The organism is Paenibacillus humicus NBRC 102415 (assembly GCF_004000905.1).
Classification (GTDB): Bacteria; Bacillota; Bacilli; order Paenibacillales; family Paenibacillaceae; genus Paenibacillus_O; species Paenibacillus_O humicus.
In genome coordinates this window covers 1-26,059 of sequence record NZ_BIMD01000046.1, presented here as the reverse complement: position 1 = coordinate 26,059, position 26,059 = coordinate 1, and the positions used below count along the sequence as shown (strand labels likewise).

Annotated in this window: 20 protein-coding genes and 1 pseudogene; 15 read left to right on the top strand and 6 right to left on the bottom strand. The window is 60.9% G+C overall.

Features of this window, described 5'->3' with window-relative positions; translation table 11 throughout:
* Positions 1–78: 78 nt before the first annotated feature.
* Complete coding sequence (locus PHU01S_RS20920; RefSeq protein ID WP_164763142.1) at positions 79–678, bottom strand: GNAT family N-acetyltransferase; 600 nt, start codon at positions 676–678, stop codon at positions 79–81.
* Between the two features lie 629 nt (positions 679–1,307).
* Here PHU01S_RS20920 and PHU01S_RS20915 point away from each other — a divergent pair.
* The 4 genes from PHU01S_RS20915 (at position 1,308) to PHU01S_RS20900 (ending at position 6,134) form a co-directional block, all read left to right on the top strand.
* Positions 1,308–3,056 (top strand): family 10 glycosylhydrolase, encoded by a 1,749-nt coding sequence (locus tag PHU01S_RS20915; RefSeq protein WP_053086997.1) that lies wholly within the window; start codon positions 1,308–1,310, stop codon positions 3,054–3,056.
* Positions 3,057–3,276: 220 nt separating this feature from the next.
* Positions 3,277–3,711 carry a hypothetical protein gene (locus tag PHU01S_RS20910; protein WP_127509719.1) on the top strand — a complete coding sequence of 145 codons (435 nt, stop codon included), beginning with the start codon at positions 3,277–3,279 and terminating at the stop codon, positions 3,709–3,711.
* Between the two features lie 110 nt (positions 3,712–3,821).
* Positions 3,822–5,045: a glycosyltransferase family 2 protein gene (locus PHU01S_RS20905; RefSeq protein WP_127509715.1), complete on the top strand. Its 1,224-nt coding sequence runs from the start codon at positions 3,822–3,824 to the stop codon at positions 5,043–5,045.
* Between the two features lie 6 nt (positions 5,046–5,051).
* Complete coding sequence (locus tag PHU01S_RS20900; RefSeq protein ID WP_021879211.1) at positions 5,052–6,134, top strand: glycosyltransferase family 4 protein; 1,083 nt, start codon at positions 5,052–5,054, stop codon at positions 6,132–6,134.
* A 4-nt stretch (positions 6,135–6,138) separates the two neighbouring features.
* Here the strand turns inward: PHU01S_RS20900 and PHU01S_RS20895 are convergent, their stop codons facing one another.
* From PHU01S_RS20895 to PHU01S_RS20880, 4 genes are all read right to left on the bottom strand, one after another.
* Complete coding sequence (locus tag PHU01S_RS20895; RefSeq protein WP_127509712.1) at positions 6,139–7,143, bottom strand: LacI family DNA-binding transcriptional regulator; 1,005 nt, start codon at positions 7,141–7,143, stop codon at positions 6,139–6,141.
* A gap of 123 nt (positions 7,144–7,266) precedes the next feature.
* Entirely contained in the window at positions 7,267–8,988 is a 1,722-nt protein-coding gene (locus PHU01S_RS20890; RefSeq protein ID WP_127509735.1) for an ABC1 kinase family protein, read from the bottom strand.
* Positions 8,988–9,500, bottom strand: coding sequence for a phasin family protein (locus PHU01S_RS20885; RefSeq protein WP_127509708.1), 513 nt, complete (start codon positions 9,498–9,500; stop codon positions 8,988–8,990). Before PHU01S_RS20885 ends, PHU01S_RS20890 begins: the two co-directional genes overlap by 1 nt.
* A gap of 123 nt (positions 9,501–9,623) precedes the next feature.
* Positions 9,624–11,726, bottom strand: coding sequence for a transglycosylase domain-containing protein (locus PHU01S_RS20880; RefSeq protein WP_084781575.1), 2,103 nt, complete (start codon positions 11,724–11,726; stop codon positions 9,624–9,626).
* Between the two features lie 429 nt (positions 11,727–12,155).
* Between PHU01S_RS20880 and speE the strand changes: the two genes are divergently transcribed.
* The 6 genes from speE (at position 12,156) to argS (ending at position 17,399) form a co-directional block, all read left to right on the top strand.
* On the top strand, positions 12,156–12,983 hold the full coding sequence (gene speE / locus PHU01S_RS20875; protein ID WP_127509704.1) for a polyamine aminopropyltransferase: 828 nt from the start codon (positions 12,156–12,158) through the stop codon (positions 12,981–12,983).
* On the top strand, positions 12,983–13,852 hold the full coding sequence (speB, locus tag PHU01S_RS20870) for an agmatinase (RefSeq protein WP_048745297.1): 870 nt from the start codon (positions 12,983–12,985) through the stop codon (positions 13,850–13,852). Before speE ends, speB begins: the two co-directional genes overlap by 1 nt.
* A 195-nt stretch (positions 13,853–14,047) precedes the next feature.
* Positions 14,048–14,302, top strand: coding sequence for a DUF7667 family protein (locus tag PHU01S_RS20865; protein WP_021881255.1), 255 nt, complete (start codon positions 14,048–14,050; stop codon positions 14,300–14,302).
* A 114-nt stretch (positions 14,303–14,416) separates the two neighbouring features.
* Entirely contained in the window at positions 14,417–14,944 is a 528-nt protein-coding gene (locus PHU01S_RS20860; RefSeq protein ID WP_127509701.1) for a DNA-deoxyinosine glycosylase, read from the top strand.
* A gap of 248 nt (positions 14,945–15,192) precedes the next feature.
* On the top strand, positions 15,193–15,726 hold the full coding sequence (locus tag PHU01S_RS20855) for a YwiB family protein (protein WP_048745298.1): 534 nt from the start codon (positions 15,193–15,195) through the stop codon (positions 15,724–15,726).
* Entirely contained in the window at positions 15,723–17,399 is a 1,677-nt protein-coding gene (gene argS, locus PHU01S_RS20850; protein ID WP_127509698.1) for an arginine--tRNA ligase, read from the top strand. The genes PHU01S_RS20855 and argS overlap by 4 nt, the downstream gene beginning before the upstream one ends.
* A 41-nt stretch (positions 17,400–17,440) precedes the next feature.
* Here argS and PHU01S_RS20845 read toward each other — a convergent pair whose 3' ends face one another.
* Positions 17,441–18,571, bottom strand: a complete 1,131-nt coding sequence (locus PHU01S_RS20845) for a S8 family peptidase (RefSeq protein ID WP_049869789.1) — start codon at positions 18,569–18,571, stop codon at positions 17,441–17,443.
* 553 nt (positions 18,572–19,124) lie between these two features.
* On the opposite strand from PHU01S_RS20845, the gene rpoE reads away from it, so the two are divergent.
* The 5 genes and pseudogenes from rpoE to rho all read left to right on the top strand — a co-directional run.
* Complete coding sequence (gene rpoE / locus PHU01S_RS20840; RefSeq protein ID WP_048745299.1) at positions 19,125–19,682, top strand: DNA-directed RNA polymerase subunit delta; 558 nt, start codon at positions 19,125–19,127, stop codon at positions 19,680–19,682.
* 321 nt (positions 19,683–20,003) lie between these two features.
* A complete protein-coding gene (pyrG, locus tag PHU01S_RS20835; RefSeq protein WP_048745300.1) occupies positions 20,004–21,605 on the top strand; it encodes a CTP synthase in 1,602 nt (533 codons plus the stop codon).
* A gap of 196 nt (positions 21,606–21,801) precedes the next feature.
* Positions 21,802–22,200, top strand: a complete 399-nt coding sequence (locus tag PHU01S_RS20830) for a response regulator (RefSeq protein ID WP_021881673.1) — start codon at positions 21,802–21,804, stop codon at positions 22,198–22,200.
* A gap of 534 nt (positions 22,201–22,734) precedes the next feature.
* Positions 22,735–23,988: a UDP-N-acetylglucosamine 1-carboxyvinyltransferase gene (gene murA / locus PHU01S_RS20825; protein WP_049868711.1), complete on the top strand. Its 1,254-nt coding sequence runs from the start codon at positions 22,735–22,737 to the stop codon at positions 23,986–23,988.
* 319 nt (positions 23,989–24,307) lie between these two features.
* A pseudogene (gene rho, locus PHU01S_RS20820) lies at positions 24,308–25,624 on the top strand (transcription termination factor Rho); the annotation flags it as partial.
* Between the last annotated feature and the right edge of the window lie 435 nt (positions 25,625–26,059).

Here is a 26,059-nt window from a genome sequence, read left to right as displayed (position 1 = left end):
GGGCGGTTGGAGCAAGCGGGCGGATGAGGCGCAGAAGGCCCTTTGCCCAAGCAAGCTTGACCCGTACGCATTCCTCCATCAGTCCTCTTCCTTGAACCCCTTGTACGAGCGCCGGTGGAAGTCGGATATCCAGCGGAACAGCTGTTGGCCGTCGCCTTCCAGAAACAGCGCTTCTTGGTCCCGACTCAGGCCGCTGCCGGAGGAGAACGGACGGTAGAGGGCTCGGTACGGCTCCGGCACCCAGATATAGCGGTGGACATACCCCGTAGCATGGAAGCCGGCTTGTTCCCAGAACCGGATCCGGCGCCGGTTGTCTGCCGTAGCTTCTGCCTCGGTTTCCACCAGCAGCGCGAGCGCGCCGGCGGCATGCCGTCCGCCCCATTCGTCGAGCTTGGCGAGCAGGAGGGTTCCGTATCCATGGCCTCTTCGTCTGAAGTCGACGGCGAGATAGTCGACGACCAGCACGCGTCCGCCGCCGCTTGGGCCTGCGAGAGCGATGGCGACGGGGCACATCTCGCCGCCGTCTCTCTCGGCGAGAATATGCACGAGAGCAAGGCCTCGCTCCAGCATGGCGCGGATCAGCGCTTCCGGCTTGCGGCTGTGCGGAGCGAACGCTTCCTCGTAGATCCGGCGGGCTGCGGGCCAGAGGGGATGCTCCAGATTATTCAACGTAAGCATGAGCATTTGCGGCCTCCTGAACAGATTTCTGCTTAGTATACCCGCTTGAGTCCCTTCAAGCACAAATAGGGCTTTCGCTTGTCCGCTGACAACCGAAAGCCCTATTTCCTGCTTAACCAGTTCCTATTCAATTAGACGCTTACACTCCATTCCCAGCAGCTTGCGTAACCTGACGCTTGCTTCCTTCTTAGATTTCGCTTTCTCCATACAGATTGGATTACCGGTTCATGTACGCAACAGACTTCAGGACCCGCATGCCCGCTCAGCAGCATCAGCTGCTCTCTTCTTGCCAGCCTGGCGGCATTGCCGTCGGCTTCGGGACACGCTTCGCTAACCGTCTCCATTGGACTATCCCCTTCCCCTGTGGAGTGATTTCATTATACCTCATCTTTACAATTATTTAAATAATCAGAATATTCAATTATAGGCTGAATTCCTCTGAATTTAGGCTTTTGCCCCGTGAAATCGCCTGTTTCTACATCATTTTACGGGATATGACCGTTTTCCTCCTTCGGATGAAGAGGAAGATTAAAGCAACTATTGCGGTCAAGCCGGCGTCTAACTGTCTGATGCAAATTCGCAAGAACCAGCGGAAAAGTATGCACAGAGGAAGGAATGAAGACGTTCACATGAGGTTCAACCGAGCAGAAGCGGCAGGGAGCATCCGCAGGAAGCTGGCGCTCTCCTTGATCGCGGCAACGGCAGCGTCATTCGTTCCGGGCGCGTGGCAGGCCGATGCGTCGGCGGCATCCGCCATCGGCATTTATCTGGACGGACAACAGCTGGCGAGTGAAGCCCCGCCGTATATCCTGCCCAAGGTCAACGTGACGATGGTGCCTCTTCGCGTCGTAAGCGAAGGGCTGGGCGCTACCGTCGACTGGTCCGCAAAAGAGAAGACGGCCCGGATCTCCATGTCGGGCAGCGTCATCACCCTGAGGATGGGACAGAACTACGCCGTCGTGAACGGCGCCAAAATATCGCTGGACGCATCGGTGGAGACGAAGCAGAGCCGGACGATGGTTCCGTTGAGATTTGTCGGGGAACAGCTAGGGCTGAGCGTCGACTGGAACGCTTCCAGCCGAAAAATCTCGCTGTCTTCCCCGGCCGGACCGGGAGGCGAGTCTGGAACAGGGGCTCAGCCGGGAACAGGAACGGGCAGCGACCCCGGCACCGGAACAGGAGCTCAGCCAGGTACGGGGACGGGGAGCCAGCCGGGCTCCGGCTCGGGCTCGCAGCCCGGCGGCGGCACGGTCGTTCCGGGCCCGGGCTTGCAGGCGCCTCTGCGCGGAGCCTGGGTGTCGACCGTCTACAATCTGGACTGGCCGTCAACGGCTTCGTACAAGGATGGAGCCAAGCAGCGCCAGGAATACGTGCAGCTGCTGGACGACCTGCAGCGGCTCGGGATGAATGCGGCCTTCGTGCAGGTGCGGCCGTCGGGAGATGCCTTGTACCCGAGCCTTCTCGTCCCCTGGTCCTCTTATTTGACCGGCAAGCAAGGTCTGGCCCCGGACTACGATCCGCTGGCCTTCATGATTGAAGAGACGCATCGGAGAGGCATGGAATTCCATGCCTGGTTCAATCCTTTCCGGGCGTCGACCACGTCCGACACGACGAAGCTGGATCCCGGCAGCATCATGCTCCAGCATCCGGAATGGATCGTCAGCTCGGGCGGCAAGCCTTACATCAATCCCGGCATACCCGCAGCCCGCCAGTCCATTATTGATGCCATCATGGAGGTCGTAACCCGTTACGACATCGACGGCGTGCATCTCGACGATTACTTCTATCCGTCCGGCAGCTCGTTCGACGACGAAGCCGTCTATAAGCTGTACAGCGCCGGGAGCTTGAAGGGCAAGGCCGACTGGCGGCGGGACAACATCAACGCCTTTGTCCGCCAGCTCAGCGAAAGCATCCATGCGCAAAAGCCCGCCGTACGCTTCGGCATCAGCCCGTTCGGCGTCTGGCGCAACAAATCCGCCGATCCCGAGGGCTCGGATACGAAGGCGGGCACGAGCACATATGACGGCATGTATGCGGATGTGCGCCTCTGGGTGCGGCAGGGCTGGCTCGATTATGTGGCGCCGCAGATCTATTGGAGCTTCGCGCATCCGACCGCCCCGTACGAGAAGGTTGCGGAGTGGTGGACGGCAACGGTGAAGGGCACTGGAGTCGATCTCTATATCGGCCACTCTCCCTACAAGCTGGGAACGGCCGAAGCGGGATGGCAAAGCTCCTCGGAAATCATCCGTCAGCTGGATTACGATCAGCTGACCGGCAGCGTGACGGGAGAGCTGTTCTTCAGCGCCAAGGATCTTCGGCGCAATCCGCTCGGAGTGGGCGATGCCCTGCGCTCTTATTACTCCTCGGCCAAGAAATGATCCGGCCCTTATAGCCATCTTCCGCCCGCATCCGCCATTACGGATGCGGGCTTTTCCATCCCTGAGGGCGATCGGCGCCGTGCTTCTCGGAAGGCGAGAGTGCATCCGGCCCGCTCCGCGCGCCTGCAAGGGCAGCTGCTTGCGGCGGGTGCCCAGGTCACTTCGGAATCTAGCGGCATAGGATGAGAGGAATGCTATGTTAATAGAAGAGGTGATAGAGATGACGATATTCCTCGATTCACGCGCATCGCAGAATGCGAGCTACGGCAACTCCCTGTCCATCCCGATTCCGACGGCGGGAGTCCTTCAGCTGGTCGCGCAGCAGACGCTGAATCTGTCCGCCGGCACATCCGGACTCATCCGGGTCGAGTTCTCCGGCGTGGTCACCTTCCAGCAGCCGACGACGCCGGCGGATACGATGGTTTCAATCTATGTGGTTCGAGGGGCCAGCGCAGCTGCGGGCGTGAACGTCTTTTCCCTCAACCAGGCGATCCAGGCGGCGGAAGTCGGCCCCCGGGCGATAAGCCTCGAGGGCTCCGATTCCGGGGCGTCGACGAGCTCGGCGGCGACCTACAGCGTGTACGTCACCTCTTCGGTTGCGGGCATTCTGAGGGTCGGACCGGAAAGCTTCAACTTCACCGGATATTCCGGCTAACACCCTGTGTCTGCGTGACTGGAGGCCAAGCCTCCCCCGGAAACCGACATGAGACGGGGGAGAGCTACATAAAATGAAAGATGCGATATTGACCACGGGAGGTGCGGGCGATGGCGGATGTCGGCATTGTCATGCCGGTTTACAAGCAGGATCCGGCGCTGCTCAGCGCGGCTATTCATTCGGTTCGGAACCAGACCCGCAAAGGGTTCCGCCTCGTCATCGTCGTGGATGGCGCTCCGGAGATGGAACCGCTTGTAAGAGCCGGGACGCAGGGAGACAAACGGGTGGAAATCGTCGTATGTCCGGTCAACGGAGGGGTGGCAAGCGCCTTGAACACCGGGTTCGACATCCTGTTCAAGGACCCGTCCATTGTATACCTGACCTGGGTTTCCAGCGACAATGTGTATCACCCCCGCTTTGTGGAGGTGCTGCGCCGGGAGCTTGCCAAGGGGCCGCCTGAGCTCGGACTTGTATACAGCTCCTTCCGGGGCATCGACGATCATGGCAACGTGATCTCTTCGGAAGCGGAGCTGGCTGCTCGGCGCCAATACCAGGCGCAGCCGCAGGAGAAGCTGCTCGAATCGAGCATTGTCGGGGTGTCGTTCATGTATAAGGCGATATTTGCCCGCATGATCGGCGGATATGGCATGGAGCCGGTCGAGGATTACGACTTCTGGCTGCGCCTGACCGATCATTGCCGCATCCGGCATATCCCGGTCGAACTGGTCGATTACCGTGTCAATTCGGAGCACAGCATCTCGGCATCGCTGCAGGCGCCGGCCCAGCATCGCAGATGGCGCCATGCCTTCCATCAGACCCGGCTGCAGGCGCGCACCCGCAGAGGAATCAAGCCCGAGCTGACCGTGCTGTTCCCGCTCGTGACGGCTCTGGAGGAAGAGAAGACGGCTCTGGAGAGCCTGTATGAGCAGACGTACAGCAACTACCGCTGCCATGTCATCGACCTTTCATACGACGGGCAGCCGGCTTCGGTGCTTTCCCAGCTCTCCCATCCGACGACGAAATTCGAATTTTTGCCCGGGGTCGGCGTCACGCCGGCTATCCACCATGCCCTTCAAGAGGTGACGACGCCGTATGTGATGGTGCTGGGGCAGGATGCCTTTACGCTGCCGCATGATGTCGATGCCCTGTTCGAATACATTCGGGCCAATCAGAATCCGGACGCCATCTCGTTTTATTTCCCCATCGGTACCCGAAATGCCGTCCCGCGGCTGACGGCAGGCCCGTCGACGGTAAAGCCGAATATATTTCTGGAGCTGTTCTACACGGACCGGCTTCGCCAACTGATCGGCGGCATCATCGCCGCAGGAGGATGAGAGGGAATGAAACTGCTGCTGACCTTCTATAATCCAAGCGGGGGAATGGAGACGCTCAACCGGATTCGGGGCAAGGCGCTGATGGAAGCCGGGCATGAGGTGCATCTCCTGTATACCCACGACGGGAACGGATTCAGCAACATCCGTGACATCCCCACCTTCGTACTGAAAGATCCCGAGGCTGTCAAGGCTCTGGTCCTCCGCGAACAGTATGATGCCGTCGTCGTTTGTACGGATATTTTCACGCTGGAGCGAATCCGGCAAAGCGGCTATCGGGGCAGGCTGATCTATGAGGTGCAGGGCCTGGGCACGCTGGAAACGGCGACAAGCACGATAACGGCGTTTACGGCGCTGATCCGGCAGCATGCTGATGGGCTGTTGTACCCCCAGACCGCTCATTTGCAGCACCTGATGAGATCCCGGTTTCCGGAAATTCCCCAATTCTGCTTTGACGATCCGCTGGATACCGAGAACTTCGGCTACAGCGACTATCCGCCGCCGCCATATCCCGTCATGGGATGGGTGGGGAGGATCGAGGCGAACAAGAACTGGAGGGAATTTATCGCCATCGGCGAGCGCCTCATGGATTTCAAGCCAGACCTGCGAATGTGGATGTTTGGAGATGCGGCGCTGTTCGAAGCCCCGGAGCAGGAGGCGTTCCAGCATTGGCTGGCGACCTCGCCGAGAGCCTCCAGAGTGATCCGCCACTCCAATATTCCCCATAGCCAGATGGCGGACTATATGAGCTTGATCGGGGATTCGGGGGGATTTCTCTGCTCGACCTCCATTCTGGAAGGCTTCGGCTATGCGGTCGCCGAGGCGATGTTATGCCGCTGTCCGGTGCTGTCCACGGATTCGGACGGCATTCGCAGGTTCCTCGTCCATGATGTCACCGGCAAGCTGTACTCCCGGGGGGACGTCGAGGGTGCGGTCCAGCAGGCATTGAAGCTGATGGACGACAGGAGCCTGCGCGAAGGCATCCGTAGCCGGGCGACAAGGCATATCCGGAGCCAGTTCTCCCGGACGGTCTACGTGTCCAACTTTCAGATCATGCTGCACGGCATGATGGGGGTGACCCCCAAAGGATAAAAGGTCAGCCCGTCGATTCGCGGACGATGAGCTTAGGCTCGAGCAGCCGCGATTGGCGCGGCAGGGCGGGATCGGAGAGCCGCTGCATGAGCAGCCTGCCCGCCTCGATGCCCAGCTCGAACGTGTCGATGTGAAGGCAGGTAAGCGGAGGCGAGGTGAATGCCGACAGGGGATAATCGTCGAAAGCGGTGACGAGAAGATCTTGCGGCACCCGAACGCCGAGCTTGTCCGCCGCGCGCAGCAGGCCGGCAGCCGCATAGTTGCTCATGCAGACGACGCCGTCCGTACGGCTGCCTTCCGACAACAGCGTAACCGCCATGTCATACCCGCCATGCTCGTCGGCGGTTCCTTCCAGCACCCAATCAGGGTTGAATCCGATTCCGGCCGCCGATAGCGCATCGCGGTAGCCTCTGAAGCGTTTGTCGTACAAGCTGCCTCCTACGTGGCCGCCGATGAAAGCGACGGAGGAGCAGCCCCGCAACAGCAGATGCTCCGTCAGCATGTAGCCGCCGCGCCGATTGTCGTAATCGACCCAGTGTACGTTGCTTCCGTTCTCGCCGATCGAGACGAGCGGGAATTCGAGATCCATCATCTCGGCCGTGTTGTCGGCGGTGAGCAGCTCGCTGCTGGCGATCAGCCCGTCCACGCGCCGGCTGCGCACCAGCCTCTCCATATAGCTCGGCCCGTTCTGGTGGTACTGCACGTTCGAGATCGTCAGCTCATAGCTGAGCGGGCCGATGACGCTCTCCACGCCTCCGATGATATTGTAGAAGAATGCATTGAGGAAATCCTCGCGCTGGGTCATATCGACGAGCATGCCGATGTTGAAGCTGCTCTGGCGGGCCAGCTGGGTCGCGAGGCTGCTTGGCGTATAGTTCATTTCGCGCATGATGGCGCGGATCCGCTGCTTGGTCGCATCGGAGATGCGCGGCGAGTCGCTCATCACCTTGGAAACCGTGGATTTCGCCACGTTGGCGGCATTGGCGATATCTTGAATCGTCACCCTCATCCAAGCGCCCTCCCGTTCCTGTTTTTCTCTATTGTAGCTTCTTCGCGCGCTCATTTCCTCTCCTCTCCGGCATGAAAAAAAAGCCCCTCGCGTACAGCCTGCCGCGAGGGGCTTCGTGCGGTATTATTTCTTGCCGGAGCGGAAGATGGACACCAGCATGTAGAAGAACATCGCCGCTGCGATTCCGAAGCCGATCTCGAGGGCCGGAATCCGGGACAGCAGGCCGGGCTGGCGGCCCAGCGAGGAGCCGACGATGAGGCCGGCCATGATGATGCTGAAGCTAAGAAGGACGATGCTGAAGCTGAGCCTGCCGCTGATCCGGTCGAGCCGCTGCATGACCCGGTCGACGTCGGGAACCGCCAGCTCCAGCGGCAGCTTGCCGCGCATGAGGATGCGGCCGAGGCTGCGCAGGCGGGAGGGGATCTCGCTCAGCAGCGAGGCGTATTCGATCGCATAGCCGGCTGCGGACTCGGCCAGACGCCCGGGATGCAGCCTTTCCAGCAGCAGCCTTCGCCCGAACGGCTCCGCCACGCTGACAACGCTGAATTCCGGATCGAGAGCGGTGATGACGCCTTCGAGCGTGAGCAGGGCTTTGCCGAGCAGCATGAAATCGGACGGCATCCGGATGCGGTGCTTGTAGGAAACATGGAATAAATCCGTAACCGACTCGCCCAGACTGATTTCGCTGAAGGGCACCTGGTAGTATTTTTCCCTGAGCTTGTCTACGTCCCGTCGAAGCTCCCGCCAGTCCGCATCCTCCGGAATGAGCCCCATCTCGTCGATCGCCTTGATGACGCCATCGGTGCTCTGGCGGCGCAGGGCGATGACGAGCGAGGCGAAGTGGCCCTTCATTCCCGGCGTCAGCCGGCCCGTCATGCCGAAGTCGAGCAGTCCGATGACCGGCTTCTGCTTGTCCGCCTCCGGAACGGGCTTGCCGGGGGCGGCCTCCGGGCGTTCCATGACAAGGATGTTCCCCGGGTGGGGATCGGCGTGAAAGAGGCCGGAGACGAAAACCTGCTCCAGAATGACGCCGGCGACGCTCTCGGCGATCGCCTTCAGCTCGTAGCCTTCCCGGCGCAGCTTCTCCCGGTCATGCAGCTGGATGCCCCGCATGAATTCCATGGTGAGGACCCGCTTGGAGGAAAGATCCCAATATATGGCCGGCACCCGCACTCTCGGGTTGTCCTTGAACTGGGCGGCGATCCGCTCCGCGCTGCGCCCTTCCAACGTGTAGTCCAGCTCCGCAGCCAGCGACGCGGCGAGCTCCTCCACCAGCTCCGCTGCCTGGTATTGGGCTGCCCACTGCAGCCGGTTCTCCGCGATCCGGGCCAGATCGAGCAGGATTTCAAGGTCGGTGTCCACGATCTTGCGGATGCCGGGACGCTGGATCTTGACGGCGACCTCCTCCCCGGACAGCAGCCTTGCATAGTGGACTTGTCCGATCGAGGCGGCGGCGACGGGCTCGCGGCCGAATTCCAGGAAGACGGATTCCAGAGGAGCGCCCAGCTCCTCCTCGATCACCCTCCGGGCTTCTTCGAATGAAAAGGGGGGAACTTTGTCCTGCAGCTGCCGCAGCTCCTCGACGATGTCGGCCGGGAGCAGATCATGCCGGGTGCTGGCGATCTGTCCGAGCTTGACGAAGGCGGGACCGAGCTCCTGCAAAAAAGACCGGATTCGTTCTCCGGTCGTCCTTGCCGCGGTATGGGAGGGCTCCTCCACCGTTCTCCAGTGGGGAATGAGCTTCAGGAGGCCGAGCTCCCGCACGAAGTAGCCGAACCCGTTGCGCGCGAAGGCGAGCAGGATTTCCCTGTAGCGCTGCAGATGGCGGATTCGGCGGCCGAGCATCATTCTTCTTTGCCGTCCTGAAGCGAGTCTCTTTCCTCCCGCAGACGGGAGGATTGTTCCGCCGCCTCGTCCGTCACGGCGGAGACGGAGCTGTGTCCGGATGTCTCCGGATGTCCGGGTCCGGGATCGACGACGGGCGGAACTCCGGGTCCGGCCTTGCCGGTCCCTTCATAGGCGCCTTGCTCCAGCTGCGTGCTGCCCGGGGCCGTCGCGGCGGCATGCTCCGAAGGAATGCCGAGACGGGACTCCAGGTCGGCGATCCGCTTCTCAAGCCGCTGCAATTCCTCCCGGTGGACGAGATTGAGCTCGTCGGTGACGGCCTTGACGCGCTCGCGGACGAACGTTTCCAGGCTGCCCTTCGCTTCCTGCCCGCGCTGGATCATGCTGCTGACGAACTGCTGGGAGTCGGCCTTGCTCATGTCGCCTCTGGCGCTGAGCTCCTGCGCCAGCTTCTCGGCCTGCTCCCGGGTCGAGGCGGCAAGCCCCAGCCCCAGGGAAAAAGCTTTGTTCATGAGATCTTTCATCCGTCGACACCTGCCTTTTTCATAGTCGCGTGCCTGATCATCCGGTCATTCCTTTTCATTATACTCCAGCCCTCTCCCTTAATCATCCAATTGACGTCCGCCGCCGCCGTTTCATCTGCGCCACCAGCGGCGGACGCCTTCCAGCCACCCCTTGGCAGCGGGCCGGCCCTGGGGCTCCGGCTTCGGAAGCGCTTCGCTGCCGGAGGGAGCTTCTTCCCGGCAGAAGCCCTGAGGCTCCGTGCCCGACACGAACAGCTCCATCCTCCATCCGGAGCAGCCGGCGGCGGCTTTCAATCCGGTCGCGGGATCGACGGCGACGCTGACGACCCCGTCGGGAACGATGAACGGCTTCGGCGTCACTCCCTCGAGCGCCTTTTCCGTGAAGGAAGCGAAGATCGGCGCGGCGCGATGGGCTTCCGAATAGGTCAGGCGGCGGTTCTTGTCATAGCCGGTCCATACGGCGGTAGCCAGCTCCGGCGTATAGCCGACGAGCCAGGCATCGCTTGCGGTCGTGCCGGTCTTGCCGGCGACCGGCCGGCGGATCATGCCCGAGACGCGGCTGCCGGTGCCTCCGGTCTCGAACACGCTTTCCATGAGGCTGGTCAGCACATAGGCGTAAGGAGCGGCTGCCGCTCTCGAGAGGCGGGGATGGGCCTCATAGAGAGTCTCTCCCTTGCTGTCCTCGATGCGCAGAATCGACACCGGCTCCGCCCGGAGGCCGCCCGCTGCCAGCGTGCCGAAGGCGGATGCCATCTCCAGCGGGCTGACGGGATAGGTGCCGAGCGCGAGCGACGGAACCGGCTGCATCGGGGAGCTGAGGCCGAGAGCTCTGGCGGTGGCGATCACCTTGTCCGCGCCTACCTGCATGATCGTGTTGACCGCGTACGTGTTGTCGGAGCTCGCGATGGCGTCGCGCATCGAGATCGGCCCGCCCGTGTAATGGTCGTTGTAGTTGCGGGGAGCATAGCTTTTGCGTCCCTCGTCGTATGCGAAGACGGTCGGGGCGCTGGTGAACGGCGTCACGGCTGTCAGTCCGCTCTGCAGCGCGGCCAGGTAGAGCACCGGCTTGAACGACGAGCCGGGCTGCCGTCTTGCGAGCGCTCGGTTGAACGGACCGCTCCGGTAATCGAGCCCTCCGACCATCGCCTTGATATAGCCGGTCCGGGGATCGATGGCGACGAGAGCCGCCTGCTGCTGCGAGCTTCCCGGAATGGAGGCGCGGATGGCCTGCTCCGCGGCCTTCTGCGCCGCGGGGTCCAGCGTCGTGTAGATGCGGACGCCGCCTTCGCTGATGAGATGCTCGTCCAGGCCGAGCTGGTCGACGGCCGTCTGGCGGACGTAGTCGCGGAAGTAGGGCGCCGCGCCGCCCGTTCCGCCCGGCTCCAGCGGACGAAGCGCGAGCTGCTGCCCGCGGGCTTCCGCCGCTTGCTCCGCCGTGATGCCGCCGGCGTCCAGCATCGCTTTCAGAATCAGGCGCTGCCTGCGGACGGCGTTGTCCATGTCCATATAAGGCGAGTAGTATTTCGGGCCCTTGGGGACGCCGGCGAGCATCGCGCTTTCGGCCAGCGTCAGCTCCGCGGCGCTTTTGCCGAAGTACATCCTCGCCGCCTTGCCGATTCCATAGGCGCCGTGCCCGTAATAGATCTGGTTCAAGTACATGCCGAGAATCTCGTCCTTGGAATAGTTCATCTCCAGCTGGGCGGTGTACATCGCTTCCTTGAGCTTGCGCTTCCAGGTCCGCTCATGCGTCAGATAGAGGTTGCGGGCCAGCTGCTGCGTGATGGTGCTGGCGCCTTGGCGCGCCCGGCCGCTCTCCAGGTTCACGGCGGCCGCACGCGCCATGCCCTTCACGTCGAAGCCGCCATGCTTGTAGAAGCGATGGTCCTCGATCGCGAGCGTCGCCTGGACGAGATAGGGGGATATCCGCTGCAGCGGGACGGATTCGCGGCTTTGGCCGGCGCGGAACGAATCCATCAGCTGGCCGGAGGCGTCGTAGATCTCGGTCAGCCGGACAGCCGAGGAGGCGGGCAGCGATTGAAGGCGCAGCGACAGCAGCAGGATGCTGAGCGCAAGCAGTCCCACGGACATCGCGGTGCCGGCCAGCAGCCCGAGCAGCCGGAGCGGCCGTCCGGCCGCCAGGGCGGAGAGGCGGGGGAGGACGGAATTGCCGCGGCCGCGGGAGAGCCTTCGTCTGGGACGGAGGGGATTGCTCATAGAGGATGTGTTCCTTTCCCGGATTCGACATCTTTTTCCATAGTATGGATAATCCGGCGGACCTCTATTCAAAGGGCGGAAAAGCGCGAAAAATCACGGGGAAACGTTTGTATTAAAGGGGGGATTTGACTATAATACAGGTTGAACCGTCGACCTTAAGGAGGCAGATCCGACAAAAGCTTCTTTTGCCGTATCGCCTTTGAACGGGAGAAATGGATGCGCAAGAGCCTTCGCCGGCATCCCTGCGCTTCGAGTTCTCGCCCTAGAGGATATTGCCTTCAGCACATATAATCTCGTTGCTCCATCGCATACGTGCGCCATCCCATCGCTGGCGAGGCCGTATTGCTTGAGCCGGCTTGCCGGGGCGGTCAGCATCCGATGGACGGTCCTTCCGTCCCCAACCTGAAGAAGAAAGAAGGGACTCTTACCATGGAATTGTGGTATACCGAGAAACAAACCGAAACCTACGGCATTACGGCCAAAATCAAAGAAACCTACGTCAACGAGCAGACGGACTTCCAGAAGCTCGCCATGATCGAGACCGATGAATTCGGCACGATGCTCGTCCTCGACGGCATGGTCATGACGACGGACAAGGACGAGTTCGTCTACCATGAGATGGTCGCTCACCCGGCCCTCAACACGCATCCGAATCCGGAGCAGGTGCTCGTGGTCGGCGGCGGCGACGGCGGCGTCGTGCGCGAGATCCTCAAGCATGAGAAGGTCAAGCGGGTCGTGCTTGTCGACATCGACGGCAAGGTCATTGAATACTCCAAGAAATATTTGCCGAACATCGCATCCGGACTGGACGACGCCCGCGTCGAGGTCCATGTGAACGACGGCTTCATGCATATCCACGACCATAAGAACGAGTACGACGTCATCATGGTCGACTCCACCGAGCCGGTCGGCCCTGCGGCCAACCTGTTCACGCGCGGCTTCTACCAAGGCATCTACGAGGCGCTGAAGGACGACGGCCTGTTCGTCGCCCAGACGGACAACCCGTGGTTCAAGGCTGACCTCATCCAGAGCGTCAACCGAGACGTGAAGGAAGTATTCCCGGTCGTGCGCGTGTTCTGGGCCAACGTTCCGACCTATCCGAGCGGCCTGTGGACCTTCACGATGGGCTCCAAGAAGCATGATCCGCTCGCCGTGGACGAGACCGCCATTCCGGAGCGCGAGACGAAGTACTACACGCCGCGCCTGCACAAGGCTGCGTTCGTGCTGCCGAAGTTCGTCGAGGATCTGGTGAAATAATGAAAATCGACCAAAAATACTCCGGCAACGTCTTCATCCTCAGCTCCGAGAATTATGAAGCCTCCCGCGCCGTCATCTACGGCATGCCGATGGACTTCACCGTGAGCTTCCGCCCAGGCTCCCGCTTCGGCCCCGCCCGCATCCGCGAGGTGTCGATCGGCCTGGAGGAATACAGCCCGTACCTGGACCGCAGCCTCGAAGAGATCGAATACTTCGACGCCGGCGACCTGCTGCTTCCGTTCGGCAACGCTGCCCGCTCGCTCGACATCATCGGCGAGTTCGTGGCCGGCATTCTGGCCGACGGCAAGATGCCGGTCGGCCTCGGCGGCGAGCATCTCGTCAGCTGGCCGATCTTCCAGGAGGTCTACAAGAAATATCCGGACCTCGCAATCATCCATTTCGACGCTCACGCCGATCTGCGCGAGTCGTACGAAGGCGAGCCGCTGTCCCACTCCACGCCGCTGCGCAAGGCGGCCGGCCTGATGGGCGGCAAGAACATCTATCAATTCGGCATCCGCTCCGGCTCCCGCGAGGAGTGGCAGTATGCCCGCGAGAACATCAACTTCCATCCGTTCGAGGTGCTCGAGCCGCTGAAGAAGGCGCTGCCCGAGCTGGCTGGCCGTCCGGTCTACCTGACGATCGACATCGACGTCCTGGATCCTTCCGCCGCGCCGGGCACCGGCACTGCGGAAGCAGGCGGCATCACGAGCAAGGAGCTGCTGGAGGCGGTGCATGCCATCGCGAAGTCCGGCGTCAACGTCGTCGGCTGCGACCTGGTTGAGGTAGCCCCGGCTTACGATCCGACGGAGCAGACGCAGATCGTCGCTTCCAAGGTGATCCGCGAGATGCTGCTCGGCTTCATCAAGTAAAGAGATCAAGCCGGTCGGCCCGCAAGGGCCGGCCGTTTTTCATTCCGGCAGTGCAGCAGCTCTCCCTTTAGAAACCGGAAGTCCTTGTCCGGGATATGCCGCTGGTAAGAGGAGGCCGAAATTTTTCGTCCGTCGTGCTTGGACCTCTAGTTCTTTGGCGATACTGGCTGATAGAATACAAGGAGGTGCAACACAATGGGATTGCTGCCGATACATGAACATCTGGCCGAGCTGTGGACCATTCGCGAACGCCGTGCCTTGACGGACGAAGAACAGGCGGACTTCGAGCACTGCCTGGCGGTCAACGCTTCCCACTGCAGGCGGCTGGCGAATTTGTACAATATGTCGCTGATCGCATCGATGACAGGCGACACGGAGTGGCATCACGAGATTTGCAGCAAAATCGAGAAGCTCGACGGGACGCCGCCCGCCTTCCGGGGCAATTCCTGACCGGGACGGGCTCGGCGGCTCGCATCGGGGCTCTATCTCTGAAATCCGGCAGGTGACGGCTGCGGCATCGGGCCGCAGGCCCCCGCCGGATTTCTTCGTTGAGGTGATACGGACTTGGACGAGGACAAGGACAAGGACAAGGTCCGCTCGTTTCCTCCGATGATAGGCGAAGGAGCGAGAGTGCTGGTCCTTGGCAGCATGCCGGGGGCAAAGTCGCTTCAGGAGCAGCGCTATTATGCGAACGAGCGCAATTATTTATGGAGATTGCTGTACGGGCTGCGCGGGCTGGAACCGGACGAGGCTTACGGGGACAGGCTTGCTTACGCGGCCGGCCAGGGGATAGGCCTATGGGACATGATTGACCATTGCCATAGGGAAGGCAGCCTGGACATGAACATAAGGAATGCGGTTCCGAACGATCTGCCCGGCCTCGCCGCCAGCTATCCGTCTCTCCAGGCGCTCGCCTTCAACGGGAGCAAGTCCTACGAGATTTACCGCAAGCATTTTGCCGGACATCCCGGTCTTGCGCATCTGGACTTGCTGCGCCTGCCATCGAGCAGCCCGATTCCTACCCCGGCCATGCGCACGCTGGAGGACCGGCTTGAGAAGTGGCGCATGCTGCTGCCTTATTTGAAGGAATGACCGCTGCCTCGGCGCTTGGCATCGGAGCGGCCGGCTTCCGTACCCCGCATCAGGCGGAGAAACATCCCATGCCAGCTGTCCGGGGGCATGGGATTTCCTGTTTATCGCGCCGTTGCGGCCGTTCCAGCCGTTGAAATCAAGGGATGAACTGTTTATAGTAGGGAAGATAACATCGGAGAGCCGCGCCGGGCAATTCTCTGCAAGAGACCTTCCCGGTGCAGACGAGCATTCGGGGGTGAGCCTGCGGCATGAACGAACATGAAACAAGCCGGTCGGCGTCGGAAGCCGCCGGCCCGCCCATTGCGGAAGGAACCGCCGACGGCGGGACAGCTGCCCGCACAGCCGGCGTGGACGAAGGCCGCTCCGCCGTCCTCATTGCCATCCGCAGCAGCCAGGACGGGGAAGCGGCTCCGCCCGTCACGCATAGGGGCGAATTTTTCGCTAAAGGAAAAAGCCGATACATCCGCTACGAGGAGATGGACGAGCTGCATGGCGCCGTGAGGACGTTGATCCGGTGGAGCGGGGACGAGATCCGTCTTACGCGCCGCGGCGGAGTGCAATCGGAGCAGACGTTCGCAGCCGGCTCGAAGCGCCAGGGCAGCTATGCATCCGGCCATCTGGCTTTTCGGATGACGGTCGAGACGGAGGCGCTGTCCGCCGAGGGCGAGGCAGGCGGCCTGCTGCCGCTGACGCTGGCTTGGACCTACCGGCTGCGGATCGAGGATCAGTTAAGCGGCCGCTTTCAATTGCGGCTTCATATACAGGAGGATACCCATTCATGAGTCAGAACGTGCTTGAACAAGTTTATGCCGCCATCAGCGGCGCCATCGCCGATGCGGCCGTAGCCGCCGGGCTTGCCGCCCGCGAAGAGCTGCCTGTATTCGTGCTGGAGGTGCCGCGCGACAAAGCCCACGGCGACCTGGCGACCAACGCCGCCATGCAGCTGACCAAGATCGCCCGCAAAAACCCGCGCCAGATCGCCGAGGCGATCCTGGCTCATCTCGACAAGGAGAAAGCGTCCATCCTGTCGGCGGATATCGCGGGACCAGGCTTCATCAACTTCCGCCTGGACCGCTCGTACCTGTATCCGGTCGTCGGCCAGGTGCATGAGGCCGGCGACGCGTACGGCCGAGGCGAGAGCACGGGCAAGCGCGTGGAGATGGAGTTCGTCAGCGCCAATCCGACCGGCAGCCTGCACCTGGGCCATGCCCGCGGCGCGGCCGTCGGCGACGCCCTGTGCAACGTGCTTGATTTCGCGGGCAACGAAGTGACCCGTGAATACTACATCAATGACGCGGGCGCCCAGGTGAACAACCTGGCCAAGTCGATCGAAGCCCGCTACCGCCAGCAGCTCGGACAGCAAGCCGAGCTGCCGGAGGACGGCTATCACGGCGAGGACATCGTCGGCTTCGCCAAGCAGCTCGTCGAGGAAAAGGGCGATTCCCTGCTCTCGATGGACGACACGGAACGTTTCGCGTTCCTCAAGGCCTACGGACTGGAGCGCGAGCTGGGCAAGATCAAGCGCGATCTCGAACGGTTCCGCGTCGGCTTCGATCTCTGGTACAGCGAGACTTCCCTGTATGAGAACGGGCTCGTCACCGACGCCCTGGATCTTCTTCGCGAGAAGGGAGAGGTCTACGAGGAAGAAGGCGCGACCTGGCTGAATACGACGGCATACGGAGACGACAAAAACCGCGTTCTCATCAAGAACGACGGGTCGTACACCTACCTGACGCCGGATATCGCCTATCATCGAGACAAATACGCGCGCGGCTACGATACGATGATCAATATTTGGGGCGCCGATCACCACGGCTACATTCCCCGCATGAAGGCGGCCATGGAAGCTCTCGGCAACGATCCGGACAAGCTGGTCGTGCTCATCGCCCAGATGGTCAGCCTGTTCCAGAACGGCGAGAAGGTCAAAATGTCCAAGCGTACGGGCAAAGCCGTCACGATGGAGGACCTGATGGACGAGGTCGGCGTGGATGCCATCCGCTACTTCTTCACGATGCGCAGCATGGACTCGCATCTGGACTTCGACATGGACCTGGCCGTATCGACCTCCAACGAGAATCCCGTCTATTACGTGCAGTACGCCCATGCCAGAATCTGCAGCATCCTCCGCCAAGCCGCAGAGCAGGGAATCAACCCGCTGCCGCTGGCGGAGGTGGACCTGTCCAAGCTGGCGTCCGAGCATGAGTACGACCTGCTTCTGAAAATGGCTGAATTCCCGCAGGAAATCAAGCTGGCCGCGGATCAGTATGCTCCGCACCGGCTCGTCCGCTATGTCTACGAGCTGGCTTCCCAGCTGCACAGCTACTACCGCGCCGAGCGCGTCATCACGGACGACCTGGCCCAGGCGCATGCCCGCCTGGCTCTGCTTGGAGCCGTCCGGACCGTCATCGCGAACGTCCTGCGCCTGATCGGCGTCTCCGCTCCGGAGCGCATGTAGGCCGGCATCATCCCGAGCGCTCGAAAAAGCCGCAGAATCGATTACGATTCTGCGGCTTTCATCATTTTGGGCACATCGAGCTCGCCGGGAGTTTTGGCATTTTTGGCTCCCCTCAGCGGGATCATGGATTTCCGGAGGATGGACTTGATATCCGCAGGAGTCAATTCGGGATAGCGGGCGAGCAGCAGCGCAACCGCTCCGCTCACATGGGACGTAGCCATGGAGGTGCCGCTCATTTCGTTGTATTTGCCTTTGATCCAGGCCGAATGAATCCGGTCTCCGGGCGCATAGATATCAATGTACGGCCCCCGGTTGCTGAAAGCGGCGATGCGCCTGAGCCGGTTGGTGGCGCCGACGGAGATCGTCTGCGGGTAACGGGCCGGATAATCCACCGAGCGGCGCTTGCCGTCGTTGCCGGATGAAGCGACGATGACGACGCCCGCATTCGTCGCATTGGCGCAGGCTGCCAGCAGCGACTTGCTGCGCGATCTCATCCCGAAGCTCATATTGATGATGTGCATGCCGCTGCGCACGCACCATTCGATGCCGAGGATGATGTCCGAGACATAGGCGCTTCCGTTGTAGTCGAATGCCTTGACCGGGTACACCATCGATCGGGGAGCGACTCCGATCATGCCGCTCGGCTGGTTGGCCGCGGCGATCGTGCCGGCGATATGGGTCCCATGGCCGTTGTCGTCATGGGGCAGCTGGGTGCGGTCGATCAGGTTGATGCCTTTGCCTATGGAAGACTTGAGGTCGGGATGGCTGTGGTCGATGCCGGTATCGATGACGCCGATCTTGATCCGGTGTCCGGTCGTGCGGTTCCAGGCCAGCGGGGCTCTGATCTGCTGTACGCCCCAGGGAAGTCCCTTCTCGGCTGGAACCCGCTGCGCAGCGGGAGCGGCCTCTACCCGCACGAGGCGGTCTTCTTCCATCCATACCCCGGAGGGCAGACGGGGTTTGCCCGCAGCTGCGGGCGCGGTGAACGTGACGGCCCGAATCAGCGGAATGGGATGCAGGCGGAGGCTGCCAGCGGGAGCAGAAGCCCTCCACTCGTCCAGGAAGGCTCTATAGTCCCGTTCATGCCGGAAGCGAATCAGGTAATTCAGACATTTGGTGCCGGTGGAGGAAAGGGTGTCGCGAAGCCAACGGAGCAAATTATCCAAGACGATGTCCCTCCTGACGGACAATGCTTGGATAGTGTATGATTCCGCGACGCGAACCGCATGAGCCACCTGCCCGTTTCAGCCAATATTTAGGCTCCGCATCCGTGTCAATCGCCCGCCGGCGCTCATACTATACCATCAAGAGTCGCAGGGCTCTTAAGAACCGGACAGAAGCTTCTGGCCTAGTTCGGGAGGATACAGTCGGGAGCGAAGGGGCAGCCCTTCGTTCTTCCCTGTTCAAGCGGTTATCCCGGTGCGCCGGACAAGCCTCCGGTCCCGATCGGAACCCCGGATGGAAGGGCAAGCCGCTCGCATATCGTCTTCAAGCTGAATGAATCGTCGCCGTTCGGCGGACTTGGCCGGCTTTTCCGATATCCCGCCGGGAGACGGACCGCTGCAATAGCAGCCCTCTGCCCTCTCGCGGCCGTCTTGATTTTTTAATTGAAATAGGTTTTACTATAGGTTGACTGTGGACAAGACTGTACCATGACCTTAGCATGAAGGGCGAGCTTGTATCGGCTGGCCATTTTGATTATCCGAGAGGATGTGTCTGGATTACATGAGCACGAACCTATCTCAAAAATTCGATGCGGAGCGTCTGCGCGAAATGCCGATGGTCGACCTGGCCTTCGAGGTGCTGAAATCGGCGAACACGCCTTTTTACTACCGCGATCTGATGAAAGAAATCGCCAAGTACCGCGGGCTGACGGACGCCGAAGTCAACGACGTCATCGCCCAGGTCTATACCGAGATCAATATTGACGGACGGTTTGCCTGCGTAGGCAGCAACACTTGGGGCCTGAAGCGCTGGTATCCGGTCGAGAAGAACGAGGATCCGATCACCAACGCCAAGCGTCCGCGGATCATCAACGACGACGACGACCTCGACGACGAGGAAGTGTTCGAAGGAGAAGAGGACGACACCTATACGGAGAGCGAAGAGGACTTCGACGTATTCGACGAAGACCGCGAGTTCGAAGAGAGCGAAGAAGAAGAGAGCGCCGTCGACGAAGAGATCGACGATGAAGACGGCGGCGACGAGGCGGAAGGCGAAGAGTCCGAGGATGACGATGAAGACTTCGACGACGACTCCGACGCGGACGAAGAAGAGAAATAAGGCAGCGGGAAGCCGGAAGGATGGGGGGGAATCCCACATCGTTCCGGCTTTTGCCGTTCTTGACAGAGGCCAAGCGGTGAAGTAAACTATTGCATGGGCTTTTGGAGCGGTTAGTGGTATTTTATCGGCTCAAAGGCAGTGAGCGCACGCCATCCCGCGGGGGTGGACGGCGGCATTGCCTCCATATCGGATGTCGTTATTCAGGAGTGCGCCCCCTTAATACGGGTGTCACTTTTTTTGTTTTTATAAGGCAGGAATGCCATGAAGCAAGGCGTGCCTGGGCAATCTAATCAGACCAATGGAGCATGGAGGGTACACACAGTGACGAAATATATTTTTGTGACAGGCGGCGTGGTTTCATCCCTGGGCAAAGGGATTACCGCGGCATCGCTTGGAAGATTGCTCAAGAACCGGGGCCTTAAGGTAACGATTCAAAAATTCGACCCCTACATCAACGTGGATCCGGGAACGATGAGCCCTTACCAGCACGGGGAAGTATTCGTCACGGACGACGGCGCGGAAACGGATCTGGATCTGGGCCATTACGAGCGTTTCATCGATATCAACCTGTCCAAGAACAGCAACGTCACGACCGGCAAGATCTACTCCTCCGTCATTACGAAGGAACGCCGCGGCGAATATCTCGGAGGCACGGTCCAGGTCATCCCCCATATCACCAACGAGATCAAGGAGCGCGTGTTCCGCGCGGGACGTGAAGCCGGCTCCGATGTCGTCATCACGGAAATCGGCGGCACGGTCGGGGATATCGAGAGCCTTCCGTTCCTGGAGGCCATCCGCCAGATCAAGAGCGATATCGGCCGCGACAACGTCATGTATGTGCATGTCACCCTCATTCCTTATATCAAGGCTGCCGGCGAAGTGAAGACAAAGCCGACGCAGCATAGCGTCAAAGAGCTGCGCAGCATCGGCATTCAGCCGAACGTCATCGTCTGCCGTACGGAGAAAGCCATCTCCGAGGAAATGAAGCGCAAAATCGCCCTGTTCTGCGACATCGATCCCAACGCCGTCGTTGAATGCCGCGATGCCTCGACGCTGTACGAGGTTCCGCTGATGCTCCAGGAGCAAGGTCTGGACGAGTACGTCGTCAATCATCTGAAGCTTGATGTGCCGCAGCCGGAGATGACCGAGTGGAAAGCGCTCGTCGACCGCGTGAAAAACCTCAAGCGCAAGACGGAGGTCGCCATTGTCGGCAAATACGTCGCTCTGCACGACGCCTACCTCAGCATCGTGGAGTCCCTTGCCCATGCCGGCATCGAGGCCGATTCCGAAGTAAGCATCCGCTGGGTGGACGCCGAGGAGCTGACGGACGGCAATGCGGCTGAAGCGCTGCAAGGCGTGAACGGCATTCTGGTGCCCGGCGGCTTCGGGGACCGGGGAATCGAAGGCAAGGTCGCGGCGATCCGTTATGCGCGCGAGCAGCGCATTCCGTTCTTCGGCATCTGTCTCGGCATGCAGGTTGCCGTCATCGAATATGCCCGGAACGTCGTCGGCATGGAGGGAGCCAACAGCTCCGAGATCAACCCGACGACGCCTTATCCCGTCATCGATCTGCTCCCCGAGCAGAAGGACATCGAGGATATGGGCGGCACGATGCGGCTTGGCCTCTATCCATGCAAGCTGGCGGAAGGCTCGCTGGCCGCGCAAACGTACGATGACGAGCTTGTCTACGAGCGCCACCGCCATCGGTACGAGTTCAACAACCAGTACCGCGAGACGATTGAAAAAGCCGGATTGCGCATTTCCGGAACTTCCCCGGACGGACGGCTTGTGGAAATGGTCGAGCTGCCGGATCATCCGTGGTTCCTGGCCGTTCAGTTCCATCCCGAATTCACCTCCCGTCCGAACCGTCCGCAGGCTCTGTTCCGCGGTTTTGTGAACGCCTCTCTTCAGCTCTCCGAATAGGAGCCGGCACAGGGAGATTCCGCTTTCATCTCCCCTTGGAGATGGAGGCGGTTTTTTGAATAACGAAGAAGGAAAACGGAAACAAGGGGTCGAATAGACAGGGAACAGACCTATTTTAATGCCGCGCCGATACATGAGACGCTACGGGCCGCTTTTGTCCTGAAGATAAAACGACCACTACTCGGGAGGTAGAGAAATGGACAAGAAGAAGGTGCTGATTGTCGACGATCAGAATGGAATCCGGGTCTTGCTCATGGAGGTATTCACAAGCGAAGGCTATACGACCTTCCAGGCTTCCAACGGCAAGCTGGCTCTGGACATCGTCCGCAATGAGAATCCGGATCTGGTCCTGCTGGACATGAAAATTCCCGGCATGGATGGACTGGAAATCCTGAAGCATGTGAAAACAATCAACCGGAGCATCAAGGTCATCATGATGACAGCTTACGGAGAACTCGATATGATCAAGGAAGCGACGGATTTGGGAGCAGTCATGCACTTTACGAAGCCGTTCGATATCGATGAGATGAGGCTGGCCGTCAACATGCAGCTCCGCCGCGACGGGGAGAACAACAAGTACGCCATCGGGTCCTGAGCAAGGACCTTTTTTTGTGTCCGCTCTCTCGATTGGGAGATGATGGAGCGGCCGGGGAGAGGCCGCGTCTGTACACATCTCAACTTCAAGTATGTTATAATGGCCCAGAATGACGAGCCTCGGCACTGGGCTTGCTTCTCCTGCGTGAAAGCCAAGCTGTACCCATAGATGCCGAATGCAGCGGATGAATCGAATCCGGCGCTCAAGCAAGCGGCGGCTGCCGGTTCGGATCGGCCCCATTCCTCAAGACCACGCAAGCGCGATAGCGCATTTCCGCGGCGAGGCGGACTTCGGCGCGCTGGCTGCTGCATCCGCCTTTCGCCGCCATTCCTATCCTTCAGAACCCGGCAGATGCCGCGGCAACCTAGTCCCATAGTTCAACGTCTTTATGTAGCAGCGCTGTCCATTTGGCGAACTCGAGCCTCTCGTGCAGCGAGGCGTTTATCCTTTATCTACAGCTCAAGCACCGCCAGGCGCGGCCGGCCGCGATGCGGCCGGAGGATGTTTGTTCTTCCCGGGGAGGATTTATCAGCGATGGAGAAATTAATGGTTCGCGGCGGACTCCCGCTGCGGGGCACGGTACAGATCAGCGGGGCCAAGAACAGCGCGGTTGCGCTGCTGCCCGCTGCTATTTTAGCGGAATCCGAAGTCGTCCTGGACAATCTTCCGCATCTAAGCGATGTGGCGGTCTACGCCGAGATTCTGGAGCAGCTCGGAGCCGGCGTATCCTGGAGCGGGGACACGATGCGGATCGACGCGTCGAACCTGCAGTCGGCCGCCATGCCCAATGGCAAGGTCAAGCTGCTGCGGGCTTCCTACTATTTGATGGGAGCGCTGCTCGGCCGGTTCGGAGAGGCTGTTATCGGCCTTCCGGGCGGCTGCAATTTCGAGCCTCGTCCGATCGACCAGCATATCAAAGGCTTTGAAGCGCTTGGAGCCGAGGTGTCGAACGATCACGGCTCGATCCGGATTTCCGCCAAGGAGCTCCGCGGAGCGAAAATATATCTCGATGTCGTCAGCGTCGGGGCGACGATCAACATCATGCTCGCGGCATCGCGCGCCAAAGGCCTTACGACGATTGAAAATGCCGCAAAAGAGCCTGAGATCATCGATGTGGCCACGCTGCTCAACGCGATGGGGGCCAGGATCAAAGGGGCGGGCACGGAGACGATCCGGATCGAAGGCGTGGACAGCATGCATGGCTGCCGTCATTCCATCATCCCGGACCGCATCCAGGCCGGCACGTATATGATCGCGGCAGCCGCTACAAGAGGGGACGTCACGATCGACGGCGTCATTCCGAAGCACATGGAGGCCATGAGCGCCAAGCTTCTGGAGATGGGCATCGGCGTGGTGGAAATGGACGAATCGATCCGCATCATCGGCAGGCCGGATTACGAGGCGATCGACGTGCGCGCGCTCGTCTATCCGGGCTTCGCCACCGATCTCCAATCTCCGATGACGAGCCTGCTGACCCAGGCGTCGGGCGTGAGCATCCTTACGGACTACGTGTACAGCAACCGGTTCAAGCATGTTCCCGAGCTGGCGCGGATGGGAGCCAACATCCGCGTGGAAGGGCGTTCGGCCATCATCGAAGGCAGCCGGCTCAACGCGGCCAAGGTCAAAGCATCCGATCTGCGTGCCGGAGCGGCGCTTGTCGTGGCCGGCCTGACCGTCGCTGACGGAGTTACCGAGATATCGGGCGTTGAATATATCGACCGGGGCTACGACAATCTCGTCGACAATCTCCGCCGCCTCGGCGCCGAAGTGTGGCGCGAGGACCGCTAGTTCCTTACCGACTCCTCGACTCCGGCTTTTTCCTCCGAGCGATGCAGGCCGATGCCGGCCTGCTACGCACTTTTTTTGCCAGGACACCTTGAGCCGAACGAGCGTGAACCCTGCGGCTCGACCGGCTCTGGACAGTCCAGGCCTCCTGACAATCCAGTCCCGATTTTCCGACCTGATGCCAGGCCGGCGCGGATGCGGAATAGACCGCGGTGCAGCCGGATAGAATGAAAGAATAGATCTTATAGATTCCGATAGGATTCGAACCGTCCCTTCTTGAGGTAAGAGGTAAGGTGTGAAAACTGAATAAAGTGGTGAGAACATGAGTGATTTTCAGATCGCCGATCTGGAAGTAATGACATTGAACGATCTGTATAAGCTCGCCAAGCAGTACGAGGTGCCGAGCTTCAACCAGATGAGGAAGAAAGAGCTTGTGTTTGCCATTCTCCGCGCTCAGGCGGAACGAGGCGGGCTTCTGTTCATGCAGGGCGTGCTGGACATTCTGCCGGAGGGCTTTGGATTTTTGCGTCCCATCAACTATCTTCCGAGCAACGAGGATATTTACATTTCGGCTTCCCAAATCCGGAGGTTCGACCTGCGCAGCGGCGATCTCGTGTCGGGCAAATGCCGTCCGCCAAAAGAAAGCGAGCGATACTTCGGACTTCTCCAAGTCAATGCCGTCAACGGCATGAGCCCCGAAACGGCTGCCGACCGCCTGCATTTCCCTGCCTTGACCCCATTGTTCCCGCAAAAAAAACTCGTCCTTGAAACGACTCCGCATCGTTTGTCCACCCGAATCATGGATTTGCTCGCACCTGTCGGACTCGGCCAGCGCGGCCTGATCGTTGCCCCTCCCAAAGCCGGCAAGACGCTTCTGCTGAAGGAAATCGCAAACAGCATCTCGGAAAACAACCCGGAGATCGAGCTGTTCGTGCTGCTGATCGACGAGAGGCCGGAGGAAGTGACGGACATGCAGCGCTCCGTGCGGGGCGAAGTTGTCGCCTCGACTTTCGATGAGCTGCCGGAGAACCATATCAAGGTCGCGGAGCTTGTGCTGGAACGCGCTCTGCGCATGGTCGAGCACAAGAAGGATGTCGTCATCCTTCTCGACAGCATTACCCGGCTCGCGCGGGCCTACAACCTGGTCATCCCGCCTTCCGGACGCACGCTGAGCGGCGGCATCGATCCGGCTGCCTTCCATCGCCCGAAGCGTTTCTTCGGCTCGGCGCGGAACATCGAGGAAGGTGGCAGCCTGACCATCCTGGCCACGGCGCTGATCGACACGGGCTCCCGGATGGACGACATCATTTACGAAGAATTCAAAGGAACGGGCAACATGGAGCTTCATCTCGACCGCAAGCTGGCTGAGCGCCGCATCTTCCCTGCGCTGGATATCCGCCGTTCGGGCACGCGCCGCGAGGACCTCCTGCTGACGAAGGAAGAGCTGGATAAAATCTGGGTAATCCGCAAGAATATGAACGATTCCATGGAGTTCGTGGACAATTTCCTGAAGAGGCTGGGCGAGACGAAGACGAACGCCGAATTCCTGGCCACGCTGGAGTCGAAGAGCGGCGCGCGGGGCAGCACGGGCAGCGCTCCTTCCGCGGCGGCCGGCGGCAGTCCTGCCAGCGGACCGGCAGGCGGCAGCCCGATCGTGTCCAACACGTCCAGCTACAGGAGCGGCAACAACGGAGCCGGCGCATACCGGCAAGGAGCTTCCGGCCAGACGGCTCAGGTCGCGGGCATCGGCGGCAGCTCATCGCCGACCTCTACGCCGCCGGGGCGGACGGAAGGCTACAGCTCTCGTCCCGGAGGCGCGAGCGGCAGCTCGTCCTACGGAAGCAATCGTCCTGCAGGCAGCGGGGTTTCCCGTCCGGGCACCCGTCCCGTCGGCTCCCGTCCGGTAAGCGGACAGCGTCCGGGCGGATATTCCGCTTCGACGCGTCCGGCAGGCACGGAGCAGCGCTTCGGCGGCTCCTCTCCGGAGCAGGGCTCGACCGGCGCCGCCGAGCGTCCGGCAAGCCGCCCTGCGGCATCCGGCGAAGCCGGAGCCGCAGCGGCGAAGCCGGCTTCG

Excerpts from the sequence above, each read along its gene's own strand:
- PHU01S_RS20920 (WP_164763142.1), bottom strand. The coding sequence starts at position 678 with ATGCTTACGTTGAATAATCTGGAGCATCCCCTCTGGCCCGCAGCCCGC.
- PHU01S_RS20915 (WP_053086997.1), top strand. The coding sequence starts at position 1,308 with ATGAGGTTCAACCGAGCAGAAGCGGCAGGGAGCATCCGCAGGAAGCTG.
- PHU01S_RS20910 (WP_127509719.1), top strand. The coding sequence starts at position 3,277 with ATGACGATATTCCTCGATTCACGCGCATCGCAGAATGCGAGCTACGGC.
- PHU01S_RS20905 (WP_127509715.1), top strand. The coding sequence starts at position 3,822 with ATGGCGGATGTCGGCATTGTCATGCCGGTTTACAAGCAGGATCCGGCG.
- PHU01S_RS20900 (WP_021879211.1), top strand. The coding sequence starts at position 5,052 with ATGAAACTGCTGCTGACCTTCTATAATCCAAGCGGGGGAATGGAGACG.
- PHU01S_RS20895 (WP_127509712.1), bottom strand. The coding sequence starts at position 7,143 with ATGAGGGTGACGATTCAAGATATCGCCAATGCCGCCAACGTGGCGAAA.
- PHU01S_RS20890 (WP_127509735.1), bottom strand. The coding sequence starts at position 8,988 with ATGCTCGGCCGCCGAATCCGCCATCTGCAGCGCTACAGGGAAATCCTG.
- PHU01S_RS20885 (WP_127509708.1), bottom strand. The coding sequence starts at position 9,500 with ATGAACAAAGCTTTTTCCCTGGGGCTGGGGCTTGCCGCCTCGACCCGG.
- PHU01S_RS20880 (WP_084781575.1), bottom strand. The coding sequence starts at position 11,726 with ATGAGCAATCCCCTCCGTCCCAGACGAAGGCTCTCCCGCGGCCGCGGC.
- speE (WP_127509704.1), top strand. The coding sequence starts at position 12,156 with ATGGAATTGTGGTATACCGAGAAACAAACCGAAACCTACGGCATTACG.
- speB (WP_048745297.1), top strand. The coding sequence starts at position 12,983 with ATGAAAATCGACCAAAAATACTCCGGCAACGTCTTCATCCTCAGCTCC.
- PHU01S_RS20865 (WP_021881255.1), top strand. The coding sequence starts at position 14,048 with ATGGGATTGCTGCCGATACATGAACATCTGGCCGAGCTGTGGACCATT.
- PHU01S_RS20855 (WP_048745298.1), top strand. The coding sequence starts at position 15,193 with ATGAACGAACATGAAACAAGCCGGTCGGCGTCGGAAGCCGCCGGCCCG.
- argS (WP_127509698.1), top strand. The coding sequence starts at position 15,723 with ATGAGTCAGAACGTGCTTGAACAAGTTTATGCCGCCATCAGCGGCGCC.
- rpoE (WP_048745299.1), top strand. The coding sequence starts at position 19,125 with ATGAGCACGAACCTATCTCAAAAATTCGATGCGGAGCGTCTGCGCGAA.
- PHU01S_RS20830 (WP_021881673.1), top strand. The coding sequence starts at position 21,802 with ATGGACAAGAAGAAGGTGCTGATTGTCGACGATCAGAATGGAATCCGG.
- murA (WP_049868711.1), top strand. The coding sequence starts at position 22,735 with ATGGAGAAATTAATGGTTCGCGGCGGACTCCCGCTGCGGGGCACGGTA.